26 protein-coding genes and 1 pseudogene are annotated in these 19585 nt (G+C 57.1%); all 27 read left to right on the top strand.

Features of this window, described 5'->3' with window-relative positions; translation table 11 throughout:
• Positions 1-34 precede the first annotated feature (34 nt).
• On the top strand, positions 35-1177 hold the full coding sequence (locus COA65_08930; GenBank protein PCJ57858.1) for a peptidase: 1143 nt from the start codon (positions 35-37) through the stop codon (positions 1175-1177).
• 2 nt (positions 1178-1179) lie between these two features.
• The gene (locus tag COA65_08925; GenBank protein ID PCJ57857.1) at positions 1180-1554 is read left to right on the top strand and encodes a DUF2190 domain-containing protein; all 375 of its coding nucleotides are present in this window, start codon (positions 1180-1182) and stop codon (positions 1552-1554) included.
• Positions 1555-1568: 14 nt separating this feature from the next.
• On the top strand, positions 1569-2495 hold the full coding sequence (locus COA65_08920; protein PCJ57856.1) for a phage capsid protein: 927 nt from the start codon (positions 1569-1571) through the stop codon (positions 2493-2495).
• A gap of 27 nt (positions 2496-2522) precedes the next feature.
• Positions 2523-2729: a hypothetical protein gene (locus tag COA65_08915; protein ID PCJ57855.1), complete on the top strand. Its 207-nt coding sequence runs from the start codon at positions 2523-2525 to the stop codon at positions 2727-2729.
• A 113-nt stretch (positions 2730-2842) separates the two neighbouring features.
• Positions 2843-3265, top strand: coding sequence for a hypothetical protein (locus COA65_08910; protein ID PCJ57854.1), 423 nt, complete (start codon positions 2843-2845; stop codon positions 3263-3265).
• Entirely contained in the window at positions 3265-3717 is a 453-nt protein-coding gene (locus tag COA65_08905; GenBank protein PCJ57853.1) for a phage virion morphogenesis protein, read from the top strand. Before COA65_08910 ends, COA65_08905 begins: the two co-directional genes overlap by 1 nt.
• On the top strand, positions 3714-4325 hold the full coding sequence (locus COA65_08900) for a hypothetical protein (protein PCJ57852.1): 612 nt from the start codon (positions 3714-3716) through the stop codon (positions 4323-4325). Before COA65_08905 ends, COA65_08900 begins: the two co-directional genes overlap by 4 nt.
• Positions 4325-4495, top strand: a complete 171-nt coding sequence (locus COA65_08895; GenBank protein PCJ57851.1) for a DUF2635 domain-containing protein — start codon at positions 4325-4327, stop codon at positions 4493-4495. The genes COA65_08900 and COA65_08895 overlap by 1 nt, the downstream gene beginning before the upstream one ends.
• 3 nt (positions 4496-4498) lie before the next feature.
• The gene (locus COA65_08890) at positions 4499-5974 is read left to right on the top strand and encodes a phage tail protein (GenBank protein ID PCJ57850.1); all 1476 of its coding nucleotides are present in this window, start codon (positions 4499-4501) and stop codon (positions 5972-5974) included.
• 20 nt (positions 5975-5994) lie between these two features.
• Positions 5995-6363 (top strand): hypothetical protein, encoded by a 369-nt coding sequence (locus COA65_08885; protein ID PCJ57849.1) that lies wholly within the window; start codon positions 5995-5997, stop codon positions 6361-6363.
• Entirely contained in the window at positions 6360-6638 is a 279-nt protein-coding gene (locus tag COA65_08880; GenBank protein ID PCJ57848.1) for a hypothetical protein, read from the top strand. Before COA65_08885 ends, COA65_08880 begins: the two co-directional genes overlap by 4 nt.
• 29 nt (positions 6639-6667) lie before the next feature.
• Positions 6668-6742, top strand: coding sequence for a hypothetical protein (locus COA65_08875; protein PCJ57881.1), 75 nt, complete (start codon positions 6668-6670; stop codon positions 6740-6742).
• Positions 6735-8360 (top strand): phage tail tape measure protein, encoded by a 1626-nt coding sequence (locus COA65_08870; GenBank protein ID PCJ57847.1) that lies wholly within the window; start codon positions 6735-6737, stop codon positions 8358-8360. Before COA65_08875 ends, COA65_08870 begins: the two co-directional genes overlap by 8 nt.
• Positions 8360-9286 (top strand): annotated as a pseudogene (locus tag COA65_08865) (hypothetical protein). Before COA65_08870 ends, COA65_08865 begins: the two are co-directional and overlap by 1 nt.
• Entirely contained in the window at positions 9252-9563 is a 312-nt protein-coding gene (locus COA65_08860) for a hypothetical protein (protein PCJ57846.1), read from the top strand. The pseudogene COA65_08865 and the gene COA65_08860 overlap by 35 nt, the downstream one beginning before the upstream one ends.
• Positions 9556-10608 carry a hypothetical protein gene (locus COA65_08855; protein PCJ57845.1) on the top strand — a complete coding sequence of 351 codons (1053 nt, stop codon included), beginning with the start codon at positions 9556-9558 and terminating at the stop codon, positions 10606-10608. The genes COA65_08860 and COA65_08855 overlap by 8 nt, the downstream gene beginning before the upstream one ends.
• Complete coding sequence (locus tag COA65_08850) at positions 10602-11126, top strand: hypothetical protein (GenBank protein ID PCJ57844.1); 525 nt, start codon at positions 10602-10604, stop codon at positions 11124-11126. The genes COA65_08855 and COA65_08850 overlap by 7 nt, the downstream gene beginning before the upstream one ends.
• The gene (locus COA65_08845; GenBank protein PCJ57843.1) at positions 11126-11608 is read left to right on the top strand and encodes a hypothetical protein; all 483 of its coding nucleotides are present in this window, start codon (positions 11126-11128) and stop codon (positions 11606-11608) included. The genes COA65_08850 and COA65_08845 overlap by 1 nt, the downstream gene beginning before the upstream one ends.
• A 3-nt stretch (positions 11609-11611) precedes the next feature.
• Positions 11612-12670, top strand: a complete 1059-nt coding sequence (locus COA65_08840; GenBank protein ID PCJ57842.1) for a baseplate J protein — start codon at positions 11612-11614, stop codon at positions 12668-12670.
• A gap of 3 nt (positions 12671-12673) precedes the next feature.
• Complete coding sequence (locus tag COA65_08835; GenBank protein PCJ57841.1) at positions 12674-13978, top strand: hypothetical protein; 1305 nt, start codon at positions 12674-12676, stop codon at positions 13976-13978.
• A complete protein-coding gene (locus COA65_08830; GenBank protein PCJ57840.1) occupies positions 13975-14226 on the top strand; it encodes a hypothetical protein in 252 nt (83 codons plus the stop codon). Before COA65_08835 ends, COA65_08830 begins: the two co-directional genes overlap by 4 nt.
• Positions 14227-14284: 58 nt before the next feature.
• Entirely contained in the window at positions 14285-14494 is a 210-nt protein-coding gene (locus COA65_08825; protein PCJ57839.1) for a hypothetical protein, read from the top strand.
• Between the two features lie 10 nt (positions 14495-14504).
• Positions 14505-15062, top strand: coding sequence for an ATP:cob(I)alamin adenosyltransferase (locus COA65_08820; GenBank protein ID PCJ57838.1), 558 nt, complete (start codon positions 14505-14507; stop codon positions 15060-15062).
• A gap of 190 nt (positions 15063-15252) precedes the next feature.
• Positions 15253-16005, top strand: a complete 753-nt coding sequence (locus COA65_08815; protein ID PCJ57837.1) for an electron transfer flavoprotein subunit beta — start codon at positions 15253-15255, stop codon at positions 16003-16005.
• Positions 16002-16934 (top strand): electron transfer flavoprotein subunit alpha, encoded by a 933-nt coding sequence (locus COA65_08810; GenBank protein PCJ57836.1) that lies wholly within the window; start codon positions 16002-16004, stop codon positions 16932-16934. The genes COA65_08815 and COA65_08810 overlap by 4 nt, the downstream gene beginning before the upstream one ends.
• A 34-nt stretch (positions 16935-16968) precedes the next feature.
• Positions 16969-19314 (top strand): hypothetical protein, encoded by a 2346-nt coding sequence (locus COA65_08805; GenBank protein PCJ57835.1) that lies wholly within the window; start codon positions 16969-16971, stop codon positions 19312-19314.
• A gap of 70 nt (positions 19315-19384) precedes the next feature.
• Positions 19385-19570: a YnbE family lipoprotein gene (locus COA65_08800; protein PCJ57834.1), complete on the top strand. Its 186-nt coding sequence runs from the start codon at positions 19385-19387 to the stop codon at positions 19568-19570.
• Positions 19571-19585 lie beyond the last annotated feature (15 nt).

Here is a 19585-nt window from a genome sequence, read left to right as displayed (position 1 = left end):
AGGGCGACAAGCCCCGAGTTTTTACGAGGTGCAAATGAAAGCAATTCATATTTTTCAGGCTGGAACGCACACCGCCATGAGCGGCGCGCGGCTGACATTTTCCGAGGCCGATTTGAACGCGACGGCCACAGCCTATGATCCGGCTCGCCACGAAGCGCCGATCGTTGTCGGCCATCCGGCATCGGACGGCCCGGCCTATGGCTGGGTCAAAGGCCTTACATTTTCCGACGCTGGCCTGAAGGCCGACCCCGACCAGATCGATCCCGCCTTTGCCGAAATGGTTGCCGCCGGGCGCTTCAAGAAAGTGTCGGCGTCGTTTTACGAACCCGACTCGCCCGCCAATCCGGTGCCTGGCGTCTATTACCTGCGCCATGTTGGATTTTTGGGCGCGACGCCGCCCGCCGTCAAAGGCCTGAAAGCCGTTGGCTTTTCCGAGGACGATGCCGGCGTCGTCACACTTGATTTTGGGGATTTTGGTGAACTGGACGCCTTTGACGTCAGCCGCCTGTTCCGGTCGCTGCGTGAATGGTTCATCGGCAAGCATGGGCTGGAAGCCGCCGACCAGGCGTTGCCAGGATGGAATGTTGATTCCCTCCAGATCGACGCGGCCAAGACCGACGCGGCCGCAACCGATGCCGCCGACGAAGTCAAACCCAATCCCGCATTTGTGGAAGCCCCGCAACCTGAAAAGGAACCCACCGACATGACCGAAAAAGATAAAGAGGCAGCTGCCTTCGCCGAGCGTGAAGAAAAACTGGCTTCGAATGAAAAGAAGCTGGCCGCCGATCAGGCAGATTTTGCCGAAAAGGCGCGACGCACCGACGCCGCCGCGTTCATCGACGGCCTGATCGAGGATGGCAAGGTGCTGCCGGCTGAAAAAGAACAGCTGACAGCGTTCATGGCATCCCTCGACCCGGAAAGCATCGTTCAATTCGGCGAAAAGGACGACGACAAGAAGTCGCCGCTGGACATCTTCAAAGCGAATCTGGAAGCCCAGCCCAAGCGGGTGGACTTTGCCGAACGCTCTGCCGCAGGCAAAGACGACGACAGTCTCGATGAGGGTGATCCGCTGAAAGTTGCCGATGCCGCGATCGCGTTTCAGGAACAGCAGCGCGTTGCCGGTATCACCGTTTCAGCCGACGTGGCTGTTCGGCACATCCTGAACGAGAAGGAATAATCATGGGAACCCCCACGCTTACCAAAAACTTCATCGCCGAGGCGGCCATTACCAAGCGCCGCATCGTCAAATTTGGCACGGCCGACGGCCAGGTGGTGCAGGGCGCCGCCGTAACCGACGCGCTGTTCGGTGTCAGCGCCGATCTGGACGCCGCCATCAATGAGCGCATCGACGTCCATGTCGCCGGCATCGTCGAAGTCGAAATCGGTGCTGCCGTCACGCGCGGCGATCTGCTGACCGCTGACGCCAATGGCAAAGCCGTTGCGGCGGCCCCGGCTGCCGGCGTCAACAACAACATCATCGGTCACGCGATGGTTTCCGCCGTCGACGGCGACATCGCCGACGTTCTTCTCGCGCCTGGTTCAACCCAGGGCTAACCGGAGTAATTTTCATGAAAGCACCTTTCCCTACGGACCCGGCCCTGGTCGCCATCACGATTGCGTATCGCAACGCGGCCTATATTGCCGACAGCGTTCTTCCGCGCGTGATCGTCGCCAAGCAGGAATTCAAGTGGTGGAGCTATCCCACCGCCGAATCCTTCGCGCGGCCCGACACCAAGGTTGGCCGCAGAAGCGCGCCCAATGAAGTGGAATTGACGGCCACCGAACAGACCGACAGCACGGACGATTATGGCCTGGACGATCCCATCCCCCAGGCCGACATCGACAACGCGCCGGCGAATTATCGCCCGGTAGATCGCGCGACGGTGCAACTGACGGATTACACCCTGCTGGACCGGGAAGTCCGCACCGCCGGCAAGGTGTTTAATGCCGCGAATTACAGCGCCGGCAACAAAATCACCCTGTCCGGTACGTCGCAGTTTTCCGATTTTGCAAACTCCGACCCCCTCGGCGTGATTATGGATGGCCTCGATGCCTGCCTTATCCGTCCCAACATCATGACCATCGGCCAGGCGGCTTATTCCAAGGTGGCCCAGCATCCAAACATTGTGAAAGCGGTCAACGGCACGTCGGGTGACTCTGGCATCGCACGCCGCGCGGCCATCGCCGAATTGTTTGAACTGGAAGAAGTGCTGGTTGGTCAAAGTCGCCTGAATACGGCGAAAAAAGGCCAGGTGGCGGCGTTGTCACAAATCTGGGGCAAGCATATCTCGCTTTCTTTTCGTGACCGGAACGCGGACACGCGCAACGGCATCACATTCGGCTTCACCGCCCAATGGGGCACACGCATCGCCGGAGTGGAGGCCGACAGCAAGATCGGCCTGCGCGGCGGCCAGCGCGTGCGCGTCGGCGAAAGCGTGAAGGAAGTGATCGTTGCGCCGGACGTTGGCTATCTGATCACCGACGCCGTGGCCTAACCCATCTGACAGACAAGGAGCCGATTCATGGTGAAAAAGACAGCAGAGGCTGCGCCGCCGGAACCGGATGAGGGCCGCCAAACCTACAATGCAGCCCACGCCATCCTTCGCGACGGCAAACGCTATGACGCAGGTGATGCCATTCGCCTGACGATGGCAGAGGCCAAGGCGCTTTTGAAATCGGGTGCGATCAGCGATGTGAAAAAGAAGCCGGCGAAAGCCACCGAAGAATAACCTCCCTGCCGACGGGGGCTACGCCGGGTCGGCGGCGTGGATCACCCCCCTGGACCTTCCCCGAAGTTGCTGCCGGCCCAGTAGCTTCGGGAATTTTTCGAGAGAAATTTTAGATGAGTTACGCGACGCAACAGGATCTGATCGACCGCTTCGGCCAGGAAGAACTGATCGAGCTGTCCGACCGCGCCGATCCGCCCACGGGCGTCATCGATGCCACCGTGATGGCGCGCGCGCTGGCCGACGCCGATGAGCTGATCAACAGCTATGTCGCGCGGCGCTATGACCTGCCCCTGGCGTCGACGCCGCCACGCCTGGTGCAGGTGGCCGCCCATCTGGCCAGATTTAATCTTTACGCCGACGAACCCATGGAAATCGTCAAGGACAACCGCGCCCGCGAAGTTGCTTTTTTAAAGGACATCGCCGCCGGTCGTGCCGTCCTCGACATCGCCGGTGCCGAACCAGCCCCCGCCGGTAAAACGGTGCTGACCGAGGCACCGGAGAAGATTTTCACAAGCGACTCCCTGGAGGGTTTTTGATGGCCGGTGCCGCGATCCAGGTAAATCTGCGTGAACTGGAAGCGGTATCGGCGCGACTGGAACGCCTGGCGGCGCGCACGGAAAATATGCTGCCGCTGATGGATGACATAGGTGCTGCCATGGTGGCGTCGGTTCAAAACCGCTTTGAAACCGGGCGCGGCCCCGACGGCATAGCCTGGGAAAAGTCGGAACGCGTGAAACGCGCCCAGGGCAACGCACAGACCCTGGTTGATGACGCACACCTGCTGGGATCGCTCACCCACAATGCGGCGAGTGATTCCGTCGAAGTCGGGTCCAATAAAATTTATGCGGCCATCCATCAATTTGGCGGGCGCACCGGGCGCAACCACGCCGTCGATATGCCGGCGCGGCCTTATCTTGGCCTGGACGCCGGGGATGAGCGCGAAATCGGTGCCATCGTCGACGATTATCTGGCGGAGGCGCTGCGATGATCGGCGAAATTGAACAGGCAATTATCGACGTCATCCAGGGCGCGTCGGATTCGGGTGTACTTGGCTATCGTTTCAAAGAAGTCGCCAGCTATGGCGATCAGCTGCACGACGCCAACAAGATCAAACAGATTTCGAATGCCTATCCGGCCGTGTGGGTGGTGTTCGCGGGAGAAGCCAAGCCCGAATTTGGTCCCGGCGAAAAATACCGCCACGCGCCGGTATTTACCCTGTTCATCTGTCAGAAGAGCCGCCGCAACGAAACAGCCAGCCGCCGTGGTGCCGGCAGCAAGGTCGGCTCGTATCAGATGCTGAAAGATGTGCGCGCCCTGCTTGCGCGCCAGACCCTGGGCCTCGATATCGAGCCGATCGCGCCTGGTGCCGTGCGCAGCGTGATTAATGGGTCGCTGCAAGGGAAAAGCGCCAGCGTCTACGCGCTGGAAATTCACACAATTTATGAAAGCAATCAGCCCGATTTGACGGCTGGCAACCCCGGCGACTTTGCCACCTTCCATAGCGATTGGGACATCCCACCCCACGGCAACGTCGTCGCGCCGCTGCCGACCGCCGAAGCCGACGCGCGCGACGACATCAAACCGGAGATCATCTGATGACCCATTTAATTCCAAAAGAAGGGCTTGCCGTCCGCGATCCGCGCGGCGGGCATCTGCCACGCGAAGGCCGGACGGTTGAGCTGACTTCTTATTGGCGTCGGCGTCTTCGCGATGGCGACGTGAAGATCGGCCGCAAGCCAAAAACGACTTCGACAGAGAAGGATTAACCGATGAGCATCAGCTTCAATCAAATTCCAATCGACCTGCGCGTGCCCGGCGTTTACGCCGAAATTGACAATTCAAGGGCGCTGAAAGGTCTGCCCGGAATGCCTGTCAAGATTCTGGTTCTGGGCCAGCGCCTGGCCGCCGGCACCGTCGCCGAAGGCGTCCCCACACAGGTTCTGGATGTTGCCGCCGCCGAAGAATATTTCGGGCGCGGTTCGATGCTGCATCTGATGTTTCGCGCCTTGAAAAAGGCAAATAATTTTACCGAGACCGTGGCGATTGCCCTGGACGATCTGGGGGCCGGTGTTGCCGCCACGGGCACGCTGACCTTTACGGGTGTGCCAACCCAGGCGGGCACGCTGAATCTCTATATCGCAGGCCAGCGTGTGCGCGTCGGCGTCATTACCACCGACGCGGTGGCCGATGTTGCGTCGAATGTTGCCGCCGCCGTCAACGCCGCAACGGATATGCCGGTAACGGCGGGTGCCGCCCTTGGCGTCGTCACCCTGACGGCGCGCCACAAAGGTGAGAGCGGCAACGACATCGATCTGCGCCTGAACTATCAGCTGGATGAAAAAACCCCGGCCGGTCTGGTTCTGACCATCGCCGCGATGGGGTCGGTTGTTGCCGGCACAGGAAATCCCGACATTGCCACCGCCATCGCCGCCTTTGGGTCCGACTGGTACACCGACATCGCCATGCCCTGGACCGACGCCGCCAATCTCGCCGCGCTGGAAAGCGAACTGGCCGCGCGTTTTGGCCCGCTGCAGATGATGGACGGCCATGCCTATGCGGCCGCACGCGGCACCCATGGCGGGCTGACGACGCTCGGCAACTCGCGCAACAGCCCGCATCTGTCGGTGATTGGCGCGGATTCAAGCCCAACCCATCCCTGGGCCTGGGCGGCAACGCTCTGCGGTGTGTGCGCCTTTCACGCGAAGATCGATCCGGCGAGGCCTTTTCAGACACTGGTTCTAAACAGCATCCTGCCGCCAGCGATCGACAAGCGTTTCACCCTGGAAGAGCGCAACCTGCTTCTCCATGACGGGATTGCGACCTTCACCGTCGATGATGGCGGTCTGGTTCATATCGAGCGCGCCATTACCACCTATGAGACGAATGCCGGCGGCGTTGACGATCCGTCATATCTGGATCTGAACACCTTAAAAACGCTGGCCTATCTGCGTTATTCGGTGCGCGCGCGCATTCTGACGCGATACCCGCGCCACAAGCTGGCCGATGACGGCACCAATTACGGCGCCGGGCAGGCAATCGTCACGCCCTCGGTCCTCAAAATGGAACTGGTGGCGCTTTTCAAGGATTGGGAAGACGCAGGCCTGGCCGAGGGCATCGAGCAATTCAAGACGAGCCTCATTATTGAGCGCGACGCGGGCGATCCCAACCGGGTCAACGCCATCATCCCGCCGGACCTGATCAACCAGTTCCGTGTCTTTGCGGCGAAAATCCAGTTCGGCCTGTAAGGGCATAAGGGAGACAACCGATGAACATGAAAAAATTAGGCAAGGTGACCATCAAGGCCAATGGCGAGGTGATTGAAAGTTATCCCGGTGCCGAGATTGGCATCGGCGGCATCGTCCGCAACGACAAGGACAATGGCCACCATCCCGGCCATTTTTCCGAAACCCAGAAGGCCGGCCACGTCAAGGCGCAGTTCGACATCGGCCCAACAACCAGCCTGCGCACGCTGGAAGCCATGGAGGATGTCACGCTGATCTGCGAGCTGGATACCGGCCAGAGCTATGTCGGCAATCATTTCTATGTGGTTGAGGTTCCCGACTTCACCGACGGCAGCGACAGCAAGGTGGAAATCGAATTCAGAGGCCCGCCGATGGAGGAAATGAGCCAATGAGTGACGTAACGATCAAGCTTAACCACCCGGTCGAACATAACGGCGAAACAATCGATGAAATAACGCTTCGCCGTCCAAAAGTGAAGGATCTAAGAAAGCTCGACGCGATCAAAGGCGAGGTTGAGAAGGGGGTTCATCTGGTATCCAAGCTGGCGTCCCTGCCTTCTGCCGTCGTCGATGAAATTGACGCCGAGGATTTTGTAAAAATCAGCGAGCAGGTCGCGGATTTTTTGGGGGGTTCCCTTCCGACTGGTGGGACGTCGGAGGCGATTTAGCGTCCGTCTTTCATTTTCAGCCATCTGAAATTGATGAGATGGACGCAGACACCTTGCGCAGCTGGCATGCCCAGGCTCGAAGAGTGGTGAAGCAGAATGCTTAATGCCAAAATCGTCCTAAGCGCGGTTGATCGGATTACAGCGCCCGTGCGCAAAATCGGCGCGTCTTTTTCGAAGATGGCGCGCCAGATTCAGAAATCATCGAGGCTCGCCGCCAATGCGATGCGCAAGCTGCGTGACCGCACCAGGCAGCTTTCTGACGTGGGGAAAAAACTTTCAACCCGCGTGACCCTGCCAATCGTCGGTCTGGGAGCCGCCGTCATCAAAACGGGCGGCGATTTTGAGGAAGCCCTATCAAAAATTATTGGCCTGGTCGGTGTGGCGCAAAGCCAGGTGGCGGCCTGGCGGCAGGATGTTTTGAAATTAGCGCCTGCAGTCGGCAAGGGACCAAATGAACTTGCCGAAGCGCTTTTTTTCGTGACGTCTGCCGGTGCGCGCGGTGCCCAGGCGCTCGAAGTCCTGAATGTTTCCGCCAAAGCCGCCGCCGCAGGTCTTGGCGACACCGTCGTCGTTGCCGACGCCGTCACCTCCGCCATGAACGCCTATGGTGCCGAAACGCTGAGTGCCGGACGCGCCACGGGCATTCTTGTCGCAACGGTGCGCGAAGGGAAAGCGGAGGCCTCGGCAATTGCAAGTGCCCTTGGACGCATCATTCCGCTGGCGTCCCAGCTTGGCGTTGGCTTCGATCAGGTTGGTGCCTCCGTCGCCGCGATGACGCAGCAAGGGTCCAAGGCAGCCGAGGCAGTGACGGCGTTGCGCGGCATTCTGGGGGGCATCCTTACCCCCTCCGGCAAGGCAGAAGAGACGTTCAAGAAATTTGGGCTTAGCGCCGCCGGGTTGCAGAAAATGATGCGCGAGGACGGGCTGCTGGCGACGCTGCTGCTGCTGAAAAACCGGTTTGGCGACAACCAGCAGGCCATGGCCGAGGCGTTTCCGGAGATGGAAGCCCTGACCGGTATTCTGAGCCTTATTGGTAAAAACGCCGAGGCAACAAAGAAAATATTCAAGAGCCTGGCCGAGGCCGGTGTGGGGGATCTGAACAAAGCATTTAAAGCCGCATCCAGCACCAGTAATTTTAAGTTTCGCCAGGCCATGGCATCGATCAGCGTGTTGCTTATTCGGTTGAGCGAAGCGGTTTTTCCGGTTTTGCTTCCTATGATTGTCAAATTTACAGGCTTCGTCGAACGGCTCGCTGCCAGGTTCCGCAATTTAAGCCCGAAGACCAAGGAGACAATCGTCACCCTTGTGGCGTTGGCAGCTGCAATCGGACCGCTTCTGGTTATTCTCGGCACGCTTGGCTTTGCCATCACCGGCATTGGGCTGCTTTTTACCGCGACACCGTTTGGACTTTTTATTGTGGGAATAGCCGCAATTACAGCAGGCACCGTCGCGTTGATCGCCTATTGGGAAGATCTCGGAGAGATTTTCAGCAACATCGCCACGCCTGCCTTGAACTTTTTAGGCTTTGGGGGCGACAGTGTTGCGTCCGGGCCGCCGGTTCGTTCCGCAAGCGAAGGCGCTGTCGGCGTCGCGTCCCAGTTCAGCGGAAAACTTGCCATTCAAATTGAAAGCGACCGACCGGTGCGGGTCCGTGACCTGCGATCCGACAATCGCAACATCGATCTGGACGTCGATACCGGTCCGGTCATGGTGGGTGGGTGATGAACTGGCGCGACAACCTGCGCGCTGCCAGTTTTCGTGGCGTTGAATTTTTCTTTTCCTCCATTGATGATGGTTTTGGCCGCCGCCTGGCGACCCATGTTTATCCCGGTCGGGACGACCCCTGGCACGAAGACATGGGCCGGAAAACCCGCGAACACCGCATCGAAGCCTATGTGCTGGAACCCGATCATCTGGTCAAGGCGGCGGCGCTGGAAGCGGCGATTGAAAAAGCAGGACCAGGCACCCTGGTGCATCCCGTGCTGGGCGATGTGCGCGTCGTTTGCACGAACGCGCGCCGGCGGATCACCACGCGCGAAGGCGGCATGGCCGTCTTTTCGCTGACCTTTGAAAAGACCGCCGAYAACACCTATCCAGCCGCCTCGATCGCGACCGACCGGGAATTGCTGGACATTTCCGACGCCACCTTGTTGAGCGTTCAAACCGCGTTTGAAGACGGCTTTAACGTGCTGGGCCTGCCGGAACTGATTGCGACGGATGCCGAGGCACAGCTGACCTCTATCGCCGGCACAATTGGCAAGGTTCTGGGCGTTCCCCGCCGCCAGATTCAATCCCTGGCCGCTTTTGCAACGCGCATCAGCAGCATCAAGAGTGCCGCCGGCAGCCTGGTTCGTCAGCCCGGTGCGCTGTCGAGTGAACTTGCCGCCGTCATCGGCCTGTTTGATTCTATTTCGCCAGAAATGGCCGCCGCGCCGCTGCAAAGGCTGAGCGGTCAGGTGACCGCCCTTGATCCAATCCCAGGCGCAACGCCGATGCGCCAGACCCAGGCCACCAMYSRYRSCSSSMNNNTGGACGSSSKSGWCMRYMGSMSNGGCGATKGYSRAGRGNGCGCRSGKSSYYKYRRKMSRRRGMTYYGRCRSCCGCGCCGACGTGGTGACCGCCCAGGCCGATCTGGTCGCAGGGATTGAAAGCGAAATGCAGACGGCCGATGACGCAAGCTATCGGGCGCTCGGCGAGTTGCGCACCGCCCTCGTGCGTGACCTGACGGCGCGCGCCGCCATCACGCCACGGCTGGTGACCTTCACGCCAACCACGACGCGACCGGCCCTGGCCCTGGCGCAGGATTATTACGGCGACGATCCGGCAGCGCTGATCGCGCGCGCCGACGAAATCACCACCCGGAATCAGGTCCGCCATCCGGGATTTGTCCCGGCCGGGCCTCTGGAGGTGCGCACCAATGCCTGAAATCGCCCTTGAAATTGCAGGCCAGAACTGGGGCGGATGGACGGAAGTGAGCGTAAGCCGTTCGATCGAGCGTCTGGCCGGCAGCTTTGAACTTGGCGTCACCGATCGCTGGCCGGGCAAGCAGAGCCTGCGCGCCATTTCGGCGGGGCTGCCCTGCCGCATCACGGCGGCCGGGGAAACGCTGATCACCGGCTTTATCGATGACGTGTCGCCGTCTTATGACGCCACCAGCCATGACATCAATGTGCGCGGCCGCGACAGTACCGGCGATCTGATTGACTGTTCGGCCATCCACAATCCCGGTGAATGGAAGGGGCAGTCGCTGCAGGCAATCTGCGGCGCGCTGACGCAGCCCTTCGGCATCAAGGTGCTGGTCGCAACCGACACCGGAAAGCCCTTTGCAAGTTTTCGCATCCAGGAATCCGAGACGGTCTTCGAAGCCATTGAACGCGCCTGCCGTCAGCGCGCGGTGCTGCCCATCGCCGATGGCCTGGGCAATGTCAAATTGATCACCGCGTCCGGCGCGCCTTTAAACGCCGGTGTGTTGCAGGGGGGGCCCGGCGGCAATCTGCTTGCCGCATCGGGCCAGACATCGCACCGGGATCGCTATTCCAAAATTATTGTGAAGGGGCAGCAGGCCGGTGCCGACACGCTGACCGCCGACGACATTGCCACCCCGGTTGCCGAAATTTCCGACAGCGCCATCGCACGTTATCGGCCCCTGGTGGTTCTGGCCGAAGAGCCGGGCGATGGCGGCGGTTTCAAATTGCGCGCGAAATGGGAACGATCCGTGCGCCGGGCGCGCGCGCGAACCGCACAGCTGACCGTGCGTGGCTGGGCCGATGACGGCGGCAAATTATGGCAACCCGGCACACGCGTGCGCGTTTCCGATCCTGGCATCGGCATCGATGCAATCATGCTGATTACGACCGCCACCTTCACAATTGATGAGCGAAGCGGCACCCGGACCCGGCTGGACGTCTCGCCGCCCGATGGATTTGATCTTCTGGCCGAACCTGAAGACGAGGCGGCAACGGGATGGTAGATATTGCGCGCGTCGTTCAAAAACTGATCGCGCCGCTGCGCCGCCGGGTGCAGTTGATGGTATCGCGCGCGGTCATCCGCGTGATTGACGACAGCCTGAAAGGCCAGGAATTGCAGATCACCGGCCTGGCCGGCGAAGTGCTGGACGGTGTTGAACACATTCAGACCTATGGCCTGACCAGCCACCCACACCCCGGTGCCGAGGCCATCGCGCTGGCGGTTGGCGGCAGCCGGTCCCACGCAGTGGTGGTTGCCGTTGGCGACCGGCGATACCGCCTGACCGGTCTGGCACAAGGCGAAGTCGCGCTTCATGACGATCTTGGTCAGAAAATTATTCTTCATCGCGACCGCATCGAATTGACGTCGCCCAAGGTGGTGATTGTTTCCGATGACATTCATCTGGCAGGCGTTGGCGGCCCCGCCGTGGCGCGCATCGGCGACAATGTGAATGTCGCCACCGGATCGTCGGCCGGGCTTTGGCCCATCGTCGAGGGCAGCGCGAAAGTGAAGGCGAATTGATGGACGCGCGCATGGTTTTTAATAGTGCGGCCCTGGCGGCCGATCTGGATTTTCAAAGCGGCGCGCTTGCCCTGGATGGCGGCCTGGAAACGGCTGTGATCGTCTCGCTTTTCACGGACCGGCGCGCCGATGTTGACGATGAACTGCCCGACGGCACCACGCGCCGGCGTGGCTGGTGGGGCGACGCGGTGGCGCCGGTTGTGGATGGCGCGCCGGTTCTGGGCGACCGCATCGGGTCGCGGCTCTGGCTGCTGGCGCGCGAAAAACAGACCCAATCCGTGGTGTTGCGCGCGCGCGATTACGCGCGAGAGGCCCTGCAATGGCTGATCGATGATGGTATTGCCGAACGCATCGACATTCTGGCTGAAACCATTCGACCCGGCGTTCTGGCGCTGGCCATCGACATTCATCGCCCGGCCGGCGACGCCCTTGATTTTCGCTTCGACTATGTCTGGCAAAGCCAGGCCGAACAGGAAAGATAGCCCATGCCGTTTAATCGCCCGACCCTGGCCGAACTGGTTGCCGCCGCCGAGACGGAGATCAATGTCAGCCTGCCCGGTGCCGACGCGCAGCTTCGCCGTACGGTTCTGGGCGTCCTGGCGCGCGTCATTTCCGGTGGCGACCACGGGCTGTATGGCTTTATCCAGGACACTGCAAAGCAGATTTTGCCTGACACGGCCGACGCTGAAATTCTGGCCCGCCACGCGGCGATCTGGGGCGTTGCGCGCAGCGCCGCCGCCTTTGCAACCGGCAATGTGACCTTTACCGGCACCGACGCCACGGTCATTCCAGCCGGCACCGAATTGCTGCGCGCGGACAGCCTTCGTTATCAAACCGACGGCGAAGGCACCATTGCCGCCGGCGTGGCCCTGGTCACTATTACCGCCATCGACGCCGGTGCCGACGGCGACGCCATCGCCGCCACGCAGCTGTCCATGGTTTCACCGATTGCCGGCATTAATTCCGTCGCCACAATTGACGGTTCCGGAATCACTGCCGGCGCGGATGAAGAAACGGATGCCGCGTTGCTGGCGCGTGTTCTCGACCGCATTCAAACGCCGCCTCATGGCGGCGCGGGGGCCGATTATGTGACCTGGGCGCTGGACGTCGCCAATGTCACGCGCGCCTGGGTCTATGCCCAGGAACTGGGCCTGGGCACGGTCAGCCTGCGTTTCATGATGGATGACATTTATGGCGACGGCATTCCGCTGGCCGCCGATGTCACCGCCGTCCAGGACGCCATCGATGCGCTGCGGCCCGTCACTGCGGATTTGACGGTGGTCGCGCCGGTGCCAACCGCGCTGAATTTGACCATCGCGGGCCTTGATCCCGTCACCCAGGCCGTGAAGGACGCGATTGCCACCGAGCTTGCCGATCTGATCCGCCGCGAGGCCATCCCCGGCGGCACCATCCTGCTGTCCCATATCCGCGAAGCCGTTTCCGTCGCAGCGGGCGAGAACGATCACGATGTGACCGTCCCTGCCGCCGACGTTGCCCACGCCACCGGCCAGATCGCCGTGATGGGCGTCATCACATGGAGCTGATGCATGGCCAAAGCTGACGCTTATCTGGACCAGCTGCAGCAATTGCTGCCGCCCGGCGCGGCCTGGCCACGGGACAGCGACGCCACCCTGACGGCCCTTCTGCAATCGGTCGCCCAGGGCATGGCGAAAGTTGATGCGCGCAGTCTGGACCTGATCACCGAAGCCGACCCGCGATCGACGCTGGAAATGCTGGGCGATTGGGAAACAACGGCAGGCCTTCCAGACGCATGTTTTCCGGCAGGCACAACCTTGACGGAGCGGCGCAACGCGCTGGTCCAGCGGCTGACCACCATCGGCGGCCAGACGCCGCAATTCTTCATTGATCTGGCCACAGGCCTTGGGCACGCCAGCGCTGTGATCGAGGAATTCACGCCGGCGATCTGCGGTCTGGGCCAATGCGGCGATGCCTTGAACGGCGCACCAAGCGTGCGGTTTTACTGGCGCATCATTTTAGCGTTGGAAAATTTGCTGCTGGCGCGCTGCGCCAGCACCCAATGCGGCGACAATCTGGGCACGTTTTTGCGCGCAAGCGCATTGGAATGCGTGTTGAAAAAGCTGGCCCCGGCGCAGACGACGGTGCTGTTTTCGTACCTTGAAACGACGGTGCCGTTCCAGATCGACAATCTGGCCCTTGCCCTGATCGGCGACCGTTCACCATTTACGCTGAATGCCGGAAAAGTTTCCCAGTGGAACGACATCTCCGGTAACGCCAACCACGCCGCCCAGGCCACGGCGACGAAACAGCCCGCCTATGCGGCCTCCGGTGTAAACGGCCTTCCGTCTGTTGATTTTGACGGGGTGAACGATGCTCTTTCCGTTCCGGCATCGGCGTCCATTAAGGACATCTTCGCAGGTGGCGGTTATGGCGCGATTGTTTTTATAAGCGACGCGGCGGGGACGTTTGATTACCTGATTGAAAAAGATGGCCGGTGGGGGATTTACATAAATGCTTCAAAACTTACCTTCTTTTCAATATGGGATGGGAACGACGGCGGCTGGTCAACTGGCGAGACAATCCCGATAGGAAGTCCGGTTTTGCTTGAATTCGAATATGACAGCGACAGCGCCGCGAATGATGCCATCCTGCGTATAAACGGCGGCGGCACAACGTCGCAATGGGGTACTCCGACAGGAACCGTTCTATCCGACAGCGGCGTAGATTTAAGCCTCGGCAACGTACCAAGCACATTCAGCCCATGGGACGGCGACATCGCGGAGGTTGCGCTCTACTCCTCCCTTCCTTCCGCCGCAGAACAGTCTCTTTTACGCAACCATCTCGCCAACAAATACGGGATCACGCTGTCATGACGAAATATCTGGAATTTGCAAGCGTCGCCGAGGCGAATGCCTTCATTGCGTCGATTAACGCGACGATGGGCTACCCAAAGAGCGCTGAAAAAACGGACACATATACACAGGCCGTCCAGCACCCCACCGATGGCAGGGCCGTTTGCGCGGTAGATGGGGATGCGGAAACGCATCTCTCGAGCGTGCAACTTTCGACGCTGGTGGATCGAGCAGCCATTGAAGAATTCTTTCCGACGGAAGGTGTCTAACGTCCGGAAAACTTTCTTTTTACTGGGTCTTTCCCACTTCCCGGGCTAGTCTTCTTTCATGGCGGGTTTGATTGAAATTCTACCCTATCTCGTTGGGCTGGCGCTGTTTGCAACCCTCGCCATATTGGTGACCGGCATCGTCACCATGATCCGTGGTGGCGAATTCAACGCAAAGCATTCCAACACGCTCATGCGATGGCGCGTTTTTGCGCAAGGGGTGGCCGTCGCTCTTTTTGTCTTGATGCTTTTTCTCACAATGCAGGATTAGTTGAAGCGCGATGGTCCGACTTACAAAAATCTACACACGAGGCGGCGACAAAGGGGAAACCTCCCTTGGAGGCGGAAAGCGCGTTGCAAAACACGACCTGCGTGTTGCCGCCTATGGCACGATTGATGAGGCAAACGCCATCGTCGGCATCGCGCGCCTTCATACGAGCGGCGCGATCGACGAAATGCTTTGCCGGATTCAGGACGACCTTTTCGACCTTGGCGCCGATCTTGCCACGCCGGAAACCGGCAAGGCCGAGGCCCTGCGTATTATCGAACCTCAGGTAAAGCGCCTGGAAAAAGAAATCGATGAAATCAATGCCGACCTCGCCCCCCTTGATTCCTTTGTCCTGCCGGGGGGCACACCAGCCGCCGCCCATCTTCACCTCGCGCGCACCGTTGTTCGCCGGGCCGAGCGAAAAATGACGGAACTGGCCAAAAAGGAAAGCCTGAACCCTCTCGCCATTCATTATGCGAACCGCCTCTCCGATCTTCTGTTCGTTCTTGCCCGCCATCTGAACAACGGCGGCAAGAAGGACGTTCTCTGGCGCCCAGGCGCTAATCGCTAAGCCCCTTCCCGCCGTCGTCCCCCTCCCCTTTCCCGGAATTGACAGCTTTCCTGCGCGCCCTTATTGTGCACTGCGAAAAGTGCGTTGCAGATGCGGTGCCCAACGCCAACCTATTGGCTGGCCAGCCAATTACTGGCCAGCCAGTTAACGGACCCGTCGGATAAATAATTTTCAAGGCTACGAGTTCCCGATGAAAATACTAGTCGCTGTTAAGCGGGTCATTGATTTCAACGTTCGGGTGCGCGTCAAGGCCGACAACACGGCCGTCGAAACCGCAAACGTAAAGATGTCCATGAACCCCTTCGACGAAATCGCCGTTGAAGAAGCAATTCGCCTGAAGGAAGGCGGCACAGCAGACGAAATCGTCGCCGTTTCGATTGGCGGTTCAAAATGTCAGGAAACGCTTCGCACGGCGCTGGCCATGGGGGCAGATCGCGCCATCCTTGTTGAAACGGAAATAGATGCGGAGCCACTTGCCGTCGCAAAAATTCTAAAAGCGATCGTCAAGAAGGAGGAAATTGACCTCGTTCTTACCGGCAAACAGGCCATCGACGATGACAACAACCAGACCGGCCAAATGCTTGCCGCACTTCTTGGCTGGCCCCAGGGCACCTTTGCTTCCTCGCTAACCGTCGCCGAGGGAAAAGCGGAGGTCACGCGCGAGATCGACGGCGGGCTCCAGATCCTGGCCCTGAAGCTTCCAGCCGTCATCACGACGGACCTTCGCCTGAATGAGCCGCGCTATGCCTCCCTGCCAAATATCATGAAAGCAAAACGCAAGCCGCTCGAAACCCTAACGCCGAAGGAACTGGGTGTCGACGTAAGCCCAAGACTAAAATTGCTAAAAGTCGAGGCCCCATCAAAGCGCGAAGCCGGCGTGAAAGTCGAAAGCGTTGCCGAATTGGTAGACAAGCTGAAAAACGAAGCCGGAGTCCTGGGATGAGCGTATTAGTCATTGCCGAACGCGATGAATCCGGGCTGCTAACGGCAACCCGGCACACCATTGCCGCCGCCCTGGAACTGAGCGCGGAAATTCACCTTTTGCTTGCCGGTGGCGGCGATGCGGATGCCGCTGCCAAGATTGACGGCGTCACAAAAGTTCTTACCGCAGACGCGGCGCATTACGCCCATGGGCTTCCGGAAAATCTTGCCCCCCTTGTCGTAAAACTGGCCGGCGCCTATAGCCATCTGCTTGCCCCATCGACGACATTTGGAAAAAATCTTATGCCACGTGTTGCCGCCCTGCTTGACGTTGCACAAATTTCCGATGTCATAAAAATCGTCTCCGAAGATGTTTTTATGCGCCCAATTTATGCCGGAAACGCCCTTGCAACTGTCCAATCGTCAGACAAGATCAAGGTTCTCACCATACGCACCACTGCGTTTCGGGCCGTCGACGAAGCCGGCGGATCGGCCAGCATTGAAGCCGTCGAGGCAACAGAGGAAAGCACGCTCGCACGCTTTGTCGGGCAGGAATTGAGCAAGACGGAGCGACCGGAACTCACCAGCGCACGGATCATCATTTCCGGCGGACGCGGCATGCAAAGCGGTGAAAATTTTAAGTTGCTGGAGGCAATCGCCGACCGCCTGGGCGCCGCCATCGGCGCATCGCGCGCCGCCGTTGATGCGGGCTATGTCCCCAATGATTATCAAGTCGGCCAGACCGGAAAAATCGTCGCGCCAGAGCTTTATATCGCCGTCGGTATTTCGGGTGCTATTCAGCATTTGGCAGGCATGAAAGACAGCAAGGTGATCGCCGCTATCAACAAAGATGCGGAAGCACCAATTTTTCAGATAGCAGATTACGGACTCGTTGAAGATTTGTTCAAGGCTTTGCCAAATCTGGCAGAGGAACTGGACAAGGTTTTATAATTAAAGTCGTAAATTTGTCGGAAGGTTTCGCTTTATGATTAAAAAGATTGGTGTTATCGGCGCAGGACAGATGGGCAACGGCATCACCCATGTATTGGCAAGCTCCGGTTACGATGTGATCCTCAAGGATGTAAATGAGGACCAGCTGAAAAAAGCCATAAAAACAATCCAGCGCAACATGGACCGACAGGTCAGCAAAGGAAAACTTTCCGAAGCGGATCGGGATGCTGCAATCAACCGGATTAGCTGCACGATGGACTATGCCGATTTCAAGGCATGTGACCTTGTGATTGAAGCTGCCACCGAGAACCCAGCCGTTAAGATAGCAATTCTAAAAGAACTTTTTCCAAACCTGAAACCGGACGCCATCATCGCGACGAACACGTCTTCGATTTCGGTGACGAAGCTTGCCTCAAGCACCGACCGGCCGGAAAAGTTCATGGGCATGCATTTCATGAACCCGGTGCCAGTGATGGTATTGGCGGATCAACTCTCCAATATTCCAATAAAGACCAAAGAAAATATTGAAATCCATTGGTTGCAGGATGATTCAGCTAAGCTGGTAAAAATTAAAATCAATACTCTGCTTGAGATTTTTCCTGAATCAATTAATTTTTCTGAAATCAGCATTCAACCACTTGGTAACGATCGGTTGAATAAAAGCGTTGAAATACCCCTCGAATTCTCGCTTAATACTAAACTAGATGAGCTTTCAAACACAAAGATTACACTAAATGGAAGTATAGACGGAGGGCTAAAAATAAAAGATAGTAATGGACTGATTAAATTGGGAGCAGCAAGATTTAATATTGCATCAACGCTTGAATTGGATAACTCGGTCAAGCAGTTAGGGTTTACCAATAGTCGTATCGATTTATCAGGTGTCGATTTTATGTTTGACTATCAACAATCGAACATGAAGATCGCAGAATATCGATTAGAAGCAGTTGCCCAAAATATTCAGCTAAACCTGGATGATTTAGTCAATACAAGGTGGCAGCTTAAAGGCGTTTTCACTAGTCCTGAAGTCGTTGGCACATTGATCAAGCAAGATTTCAATAAATCAGACAGTCTAGTCTCCGCGGTGAGTAATCAAAGTGATAATGCAAAGACTTTGCGTTTAGATTCTCAAATTGAAGTTAACTTCGAAGTGGTTAAAACGGACAATATTGTTAGCAATGGAGCGCTATTATTATCACGGTTACAAGTAATCGACCCTAACTATCAACTTAAAGGACCATTAGAATTTAGCTGGCAATCAGTACAATCAGACTTGACTCAGGGAAGTGCGTCGCTAGTTTATCATAGTCGCCAAAATCAGGTCGTAGGTCTTGACTTTGACAGCATGAAAGTAGAAGCCAATTTATCTTTAGATGGCCATCAAATAGAAGGTGCGGGCAAACTATCCATCAATCAGCAAGATTTGGCGCCTTTTAGTTTTAAGTTTGATAAGACTGCTTCACGATTGATCGCTGAGTTGAAAGAGAATCAGCTAGCTAATCAAATTTCCAATCATTTTTTAGCCGCGATCGGTAAACAAAATAAAATGGCACTAGAGATTCTGGCAGGCGAAGTGGTTCATTCGGCGGGAGTAGGCATTGATAAAATATTACTGTTAGACAGTGAATTTGCGATAAGAGACATGTTATTCCAATTTGATAATAATCAACTTCAGGGACTGAATGTGGCTCAAAAACTCACTTCAATCGAACCGCTTGTGTTACAAACTCAAATTAATATCGACAAAATAGCTTTTGCCAGTGGTCTATCCATCGATAACCTCTCTGCCTCACTAAGTAGTCGTTCGATTGAAGATATTAGACTTCATTCAGTCAAAGCTGATTTGTTGGAAGGGCATCTTATCGCGGATAAATTACAGATCGGTGCTAATAATTTGACTGCATTGCCGTTTCAGTTGAAGCAGATTTCACTGACCGAACTTATTTTTCTGATCGATATCTCCGGCTTGTACGGGGAAGGGAAATTGGATTTTTATCTTCCCGTGAGTTTTGAATCTGACGGTGTCACGGTTGATGAAGGCCATTTTAAAGCGACTGAAAAAGGCATCATAAAATATACCTCTGGTCAGGAAGATTCGGGAGTCGAGGAAAATATCGCACTACAAGCTCTGAAGAACTTTCGTTACGATGAGCTCGATGGCTGGTTATCATACAATAAAGCCGGCGAATATCACATTAAGTTGCACTTATTAGGAGCCAATCCTGACCTTTATAACGGATATCCCATCGATTTCGTATTAAATTTAAGAGGCGAGTTATCGGGCATATTTCGTTCTCTTTTTCTTACCGGTAACTTTGAAGAAGCCGTTATGCAACAAGTTAAAGCGGATCAATTGGAACAAAAATCAAAAACTCACTAATATTCACTTTTTATTCAGATACAATCGACTAGTATCTGAATATCAACATTTTGCTTTGCGAGGAAAAACCATGAAAAAATGCATTTATCTAATAGGTGGTTTGCTCTTACTGACAGCTTGTAATCCTACGGTAAGAATTGAAACGCCAACTGAACCCATAAGAATAGAAGCCAATATCACCATTAAACACGAAATTAGAATTGTGGTCGAAAAGGAAGTAGAAGAGATATTTGCAGAGGATGAAGGTCTCTTTTAAGTCTATTTAAGCGTA

The sequence above is a fragment of the Rhodospirillaceae bacterium genome (genome assembly GCA_002746255.1).
GTDB lineage: Bacteria > Pseudomonadota > Alphaproteobacteria.
This window is presented reverse-complemented; position numbering and strand designations above follow the sequence as displayed.

Excerpts from the sequence above, each read along its gene's own strand:
- COA65_08845 (PCJ57843.1), top strand. The coding sequence starts at position 11,126 with ATGGACGCGCGCATGGTTTTTAATAGTGCGGCCCTGGCGGCCGATCTG.
- COA65_08930 (PCJ57858.1), top strand. The coding sequence starts at position 35 with ATGAAAGCAATTCATATTTTTCAGGCTGGAACGCACACCGCCATGAGC.
- COA65_08805 (PCJ57835.1), top strand. The coding sequence starts at position 16,969 with ATGATTAAAAAGATTGGTGTTATCGGCGCAGGACAGATGGGCAACGGC.
- COA65_08810 (PCJ57836.1), top strand. The coding sequence starts at position 16,002 with ATGAGCGTATTAGTCATTGCCGAACGCGATGAATCCGGGCTGCTAACG.
- COA65_08830 (PCJ57840.1), top strand. The coding sequence starts at position 13,975 with ATGACGAAATATCTGGAATTTGCAAGCGTCGCCGAGGCGAATGCCTTC.
- COA65_08925 (PCJ57857.1), top strand. The coding sequence starts at position 1,180 with ATGGGAACCCCCACGCTTACCAAAAACTTCATCGCCGAGGCGGCCATT.
- COA65_08840 (PCJ57842.1), top strand. The coding sequence starts at position 11,612 with ATGCCGTTTAATCGCCCGACCCTGGCCGAACTGGTTGCCGCCGCCGAG.
- COA65_08885 (PCJ57849.1), top strand. The coding sequence starts at position 5,995 with ATGAACATGAAAAAATTAGGCAAGGTGACCATCAAGGCCAATGGCGAG.
- COA65_08820 (PCJ57838.1), top strand. The coding sequence starts at position 14,505 with ATGGTCCGACTTACAAAAATCTACACACGAGGCGGCGACAAAGGGGAA.
- COA65_08815 (PCJ57837.1), top strand. The coding sequence starts at position 15,253 with ATGAAAATACTAGTCGCTGTTAAGCGGGTCATTGATTTCAACGTTCGG.
- COA65_08870 (PCJ57847.1), top strand. The coding sequence starts at position 6,735 with ATGCTTAATGCCAAAATCGTCCTAAGCGCGGTTGATCGGATTACAGCG.
- COA65_08895 (PCJ57851.1), top strand. The coding sequence starts at position 4,325 with ATGACCCATTTAATTCCAAAAGAAGGGCTTGCCGTCCGCGATCCGCGC.
- COA65_08855 (PCJ57845.1), top strand. The coding sequence starts at position 9,556 with ATGCCTGAAATCGCCCTTGAAATTGCAGGCCAGAACTGGGGCGGATGG.
- COA65_08800 (PCJ57834.1), top strand. The coding sequence starts at position 19,385 with ATGAAAAAATGCATTTATCTAATAGGTGGTTTGCTCTTACTGACAGCT.
- COA65_08905 (PCJ57853.1), top strand. The coding sequence starts at position 3,265 with ATGGCCGGTGCCGCGATCCAGGTAAATCTGCGTGAACTGGAAGCGGTA.
- COA65_08890 (PCJ57850.1), top strand. The coding sequence starts at position 4,499 with ATGAGCATCAGCTTCAATCAAATTCCAATCGACCTGCGCGTGCCCGGC.
- COA65_08915 (PCJ57855.1), top strand. The coding sequence starts at position 2,523 with ATGGTGAAAAAGACAGCAGAGGCTGCGCCGCCGGAACCGGATGAGGGC.
- COA65_08825 (PCJ57839.1), top strand. The coding sequence starts at position 14,285 with ATGGCGGGTTTGATTGAAATTCTACCCTATCTCGTTGGGCTGGCGCTG.
- COA65_08910 (PCJ57854.1), top strand. The coding sequence starts at position 2,843 with ATGAGTTACGCGACGCAACAGGATCTGATCGACCGCTTCGGCCAGGAA.
- COA65_08835 (PCJ57841.1), top strand. The coding sequence starts at position 12,674 with ATGGCCAAAGCTGACGCTTATCTGGACCAGCTGCAGCAATTGCTGCCG.
- COA65_08900 (PCJ57852.1), top strand. The coding sequence starts at position 3,714 with ATGATCGGCGAAATTGAACAGGCAATTATCGACGTCATCCAGGGCGCG.
- COA65_08920 (PCJ57856.1), top strand. The coding sequence starts at position 1,569 with ATGAAAGCACCTTTCCCTACGGACCCGGCCCTGGTCGCCATCACGATT.
- COA65_08880 (PCJ57848.1), top strand. The coding sequence starts at position 6,360 with ATGAGTGACGTAACGATCAAGCTTAACCACCCGGTCGAACATAACGGC.
- COA65_08850 (PCJ57844.1), top strand. The coding sequence starts at position 10,602 with ATGGTAGATATTGCGCGCGTCGTTCAAAAACTGATCGCGCCGCTGCGC.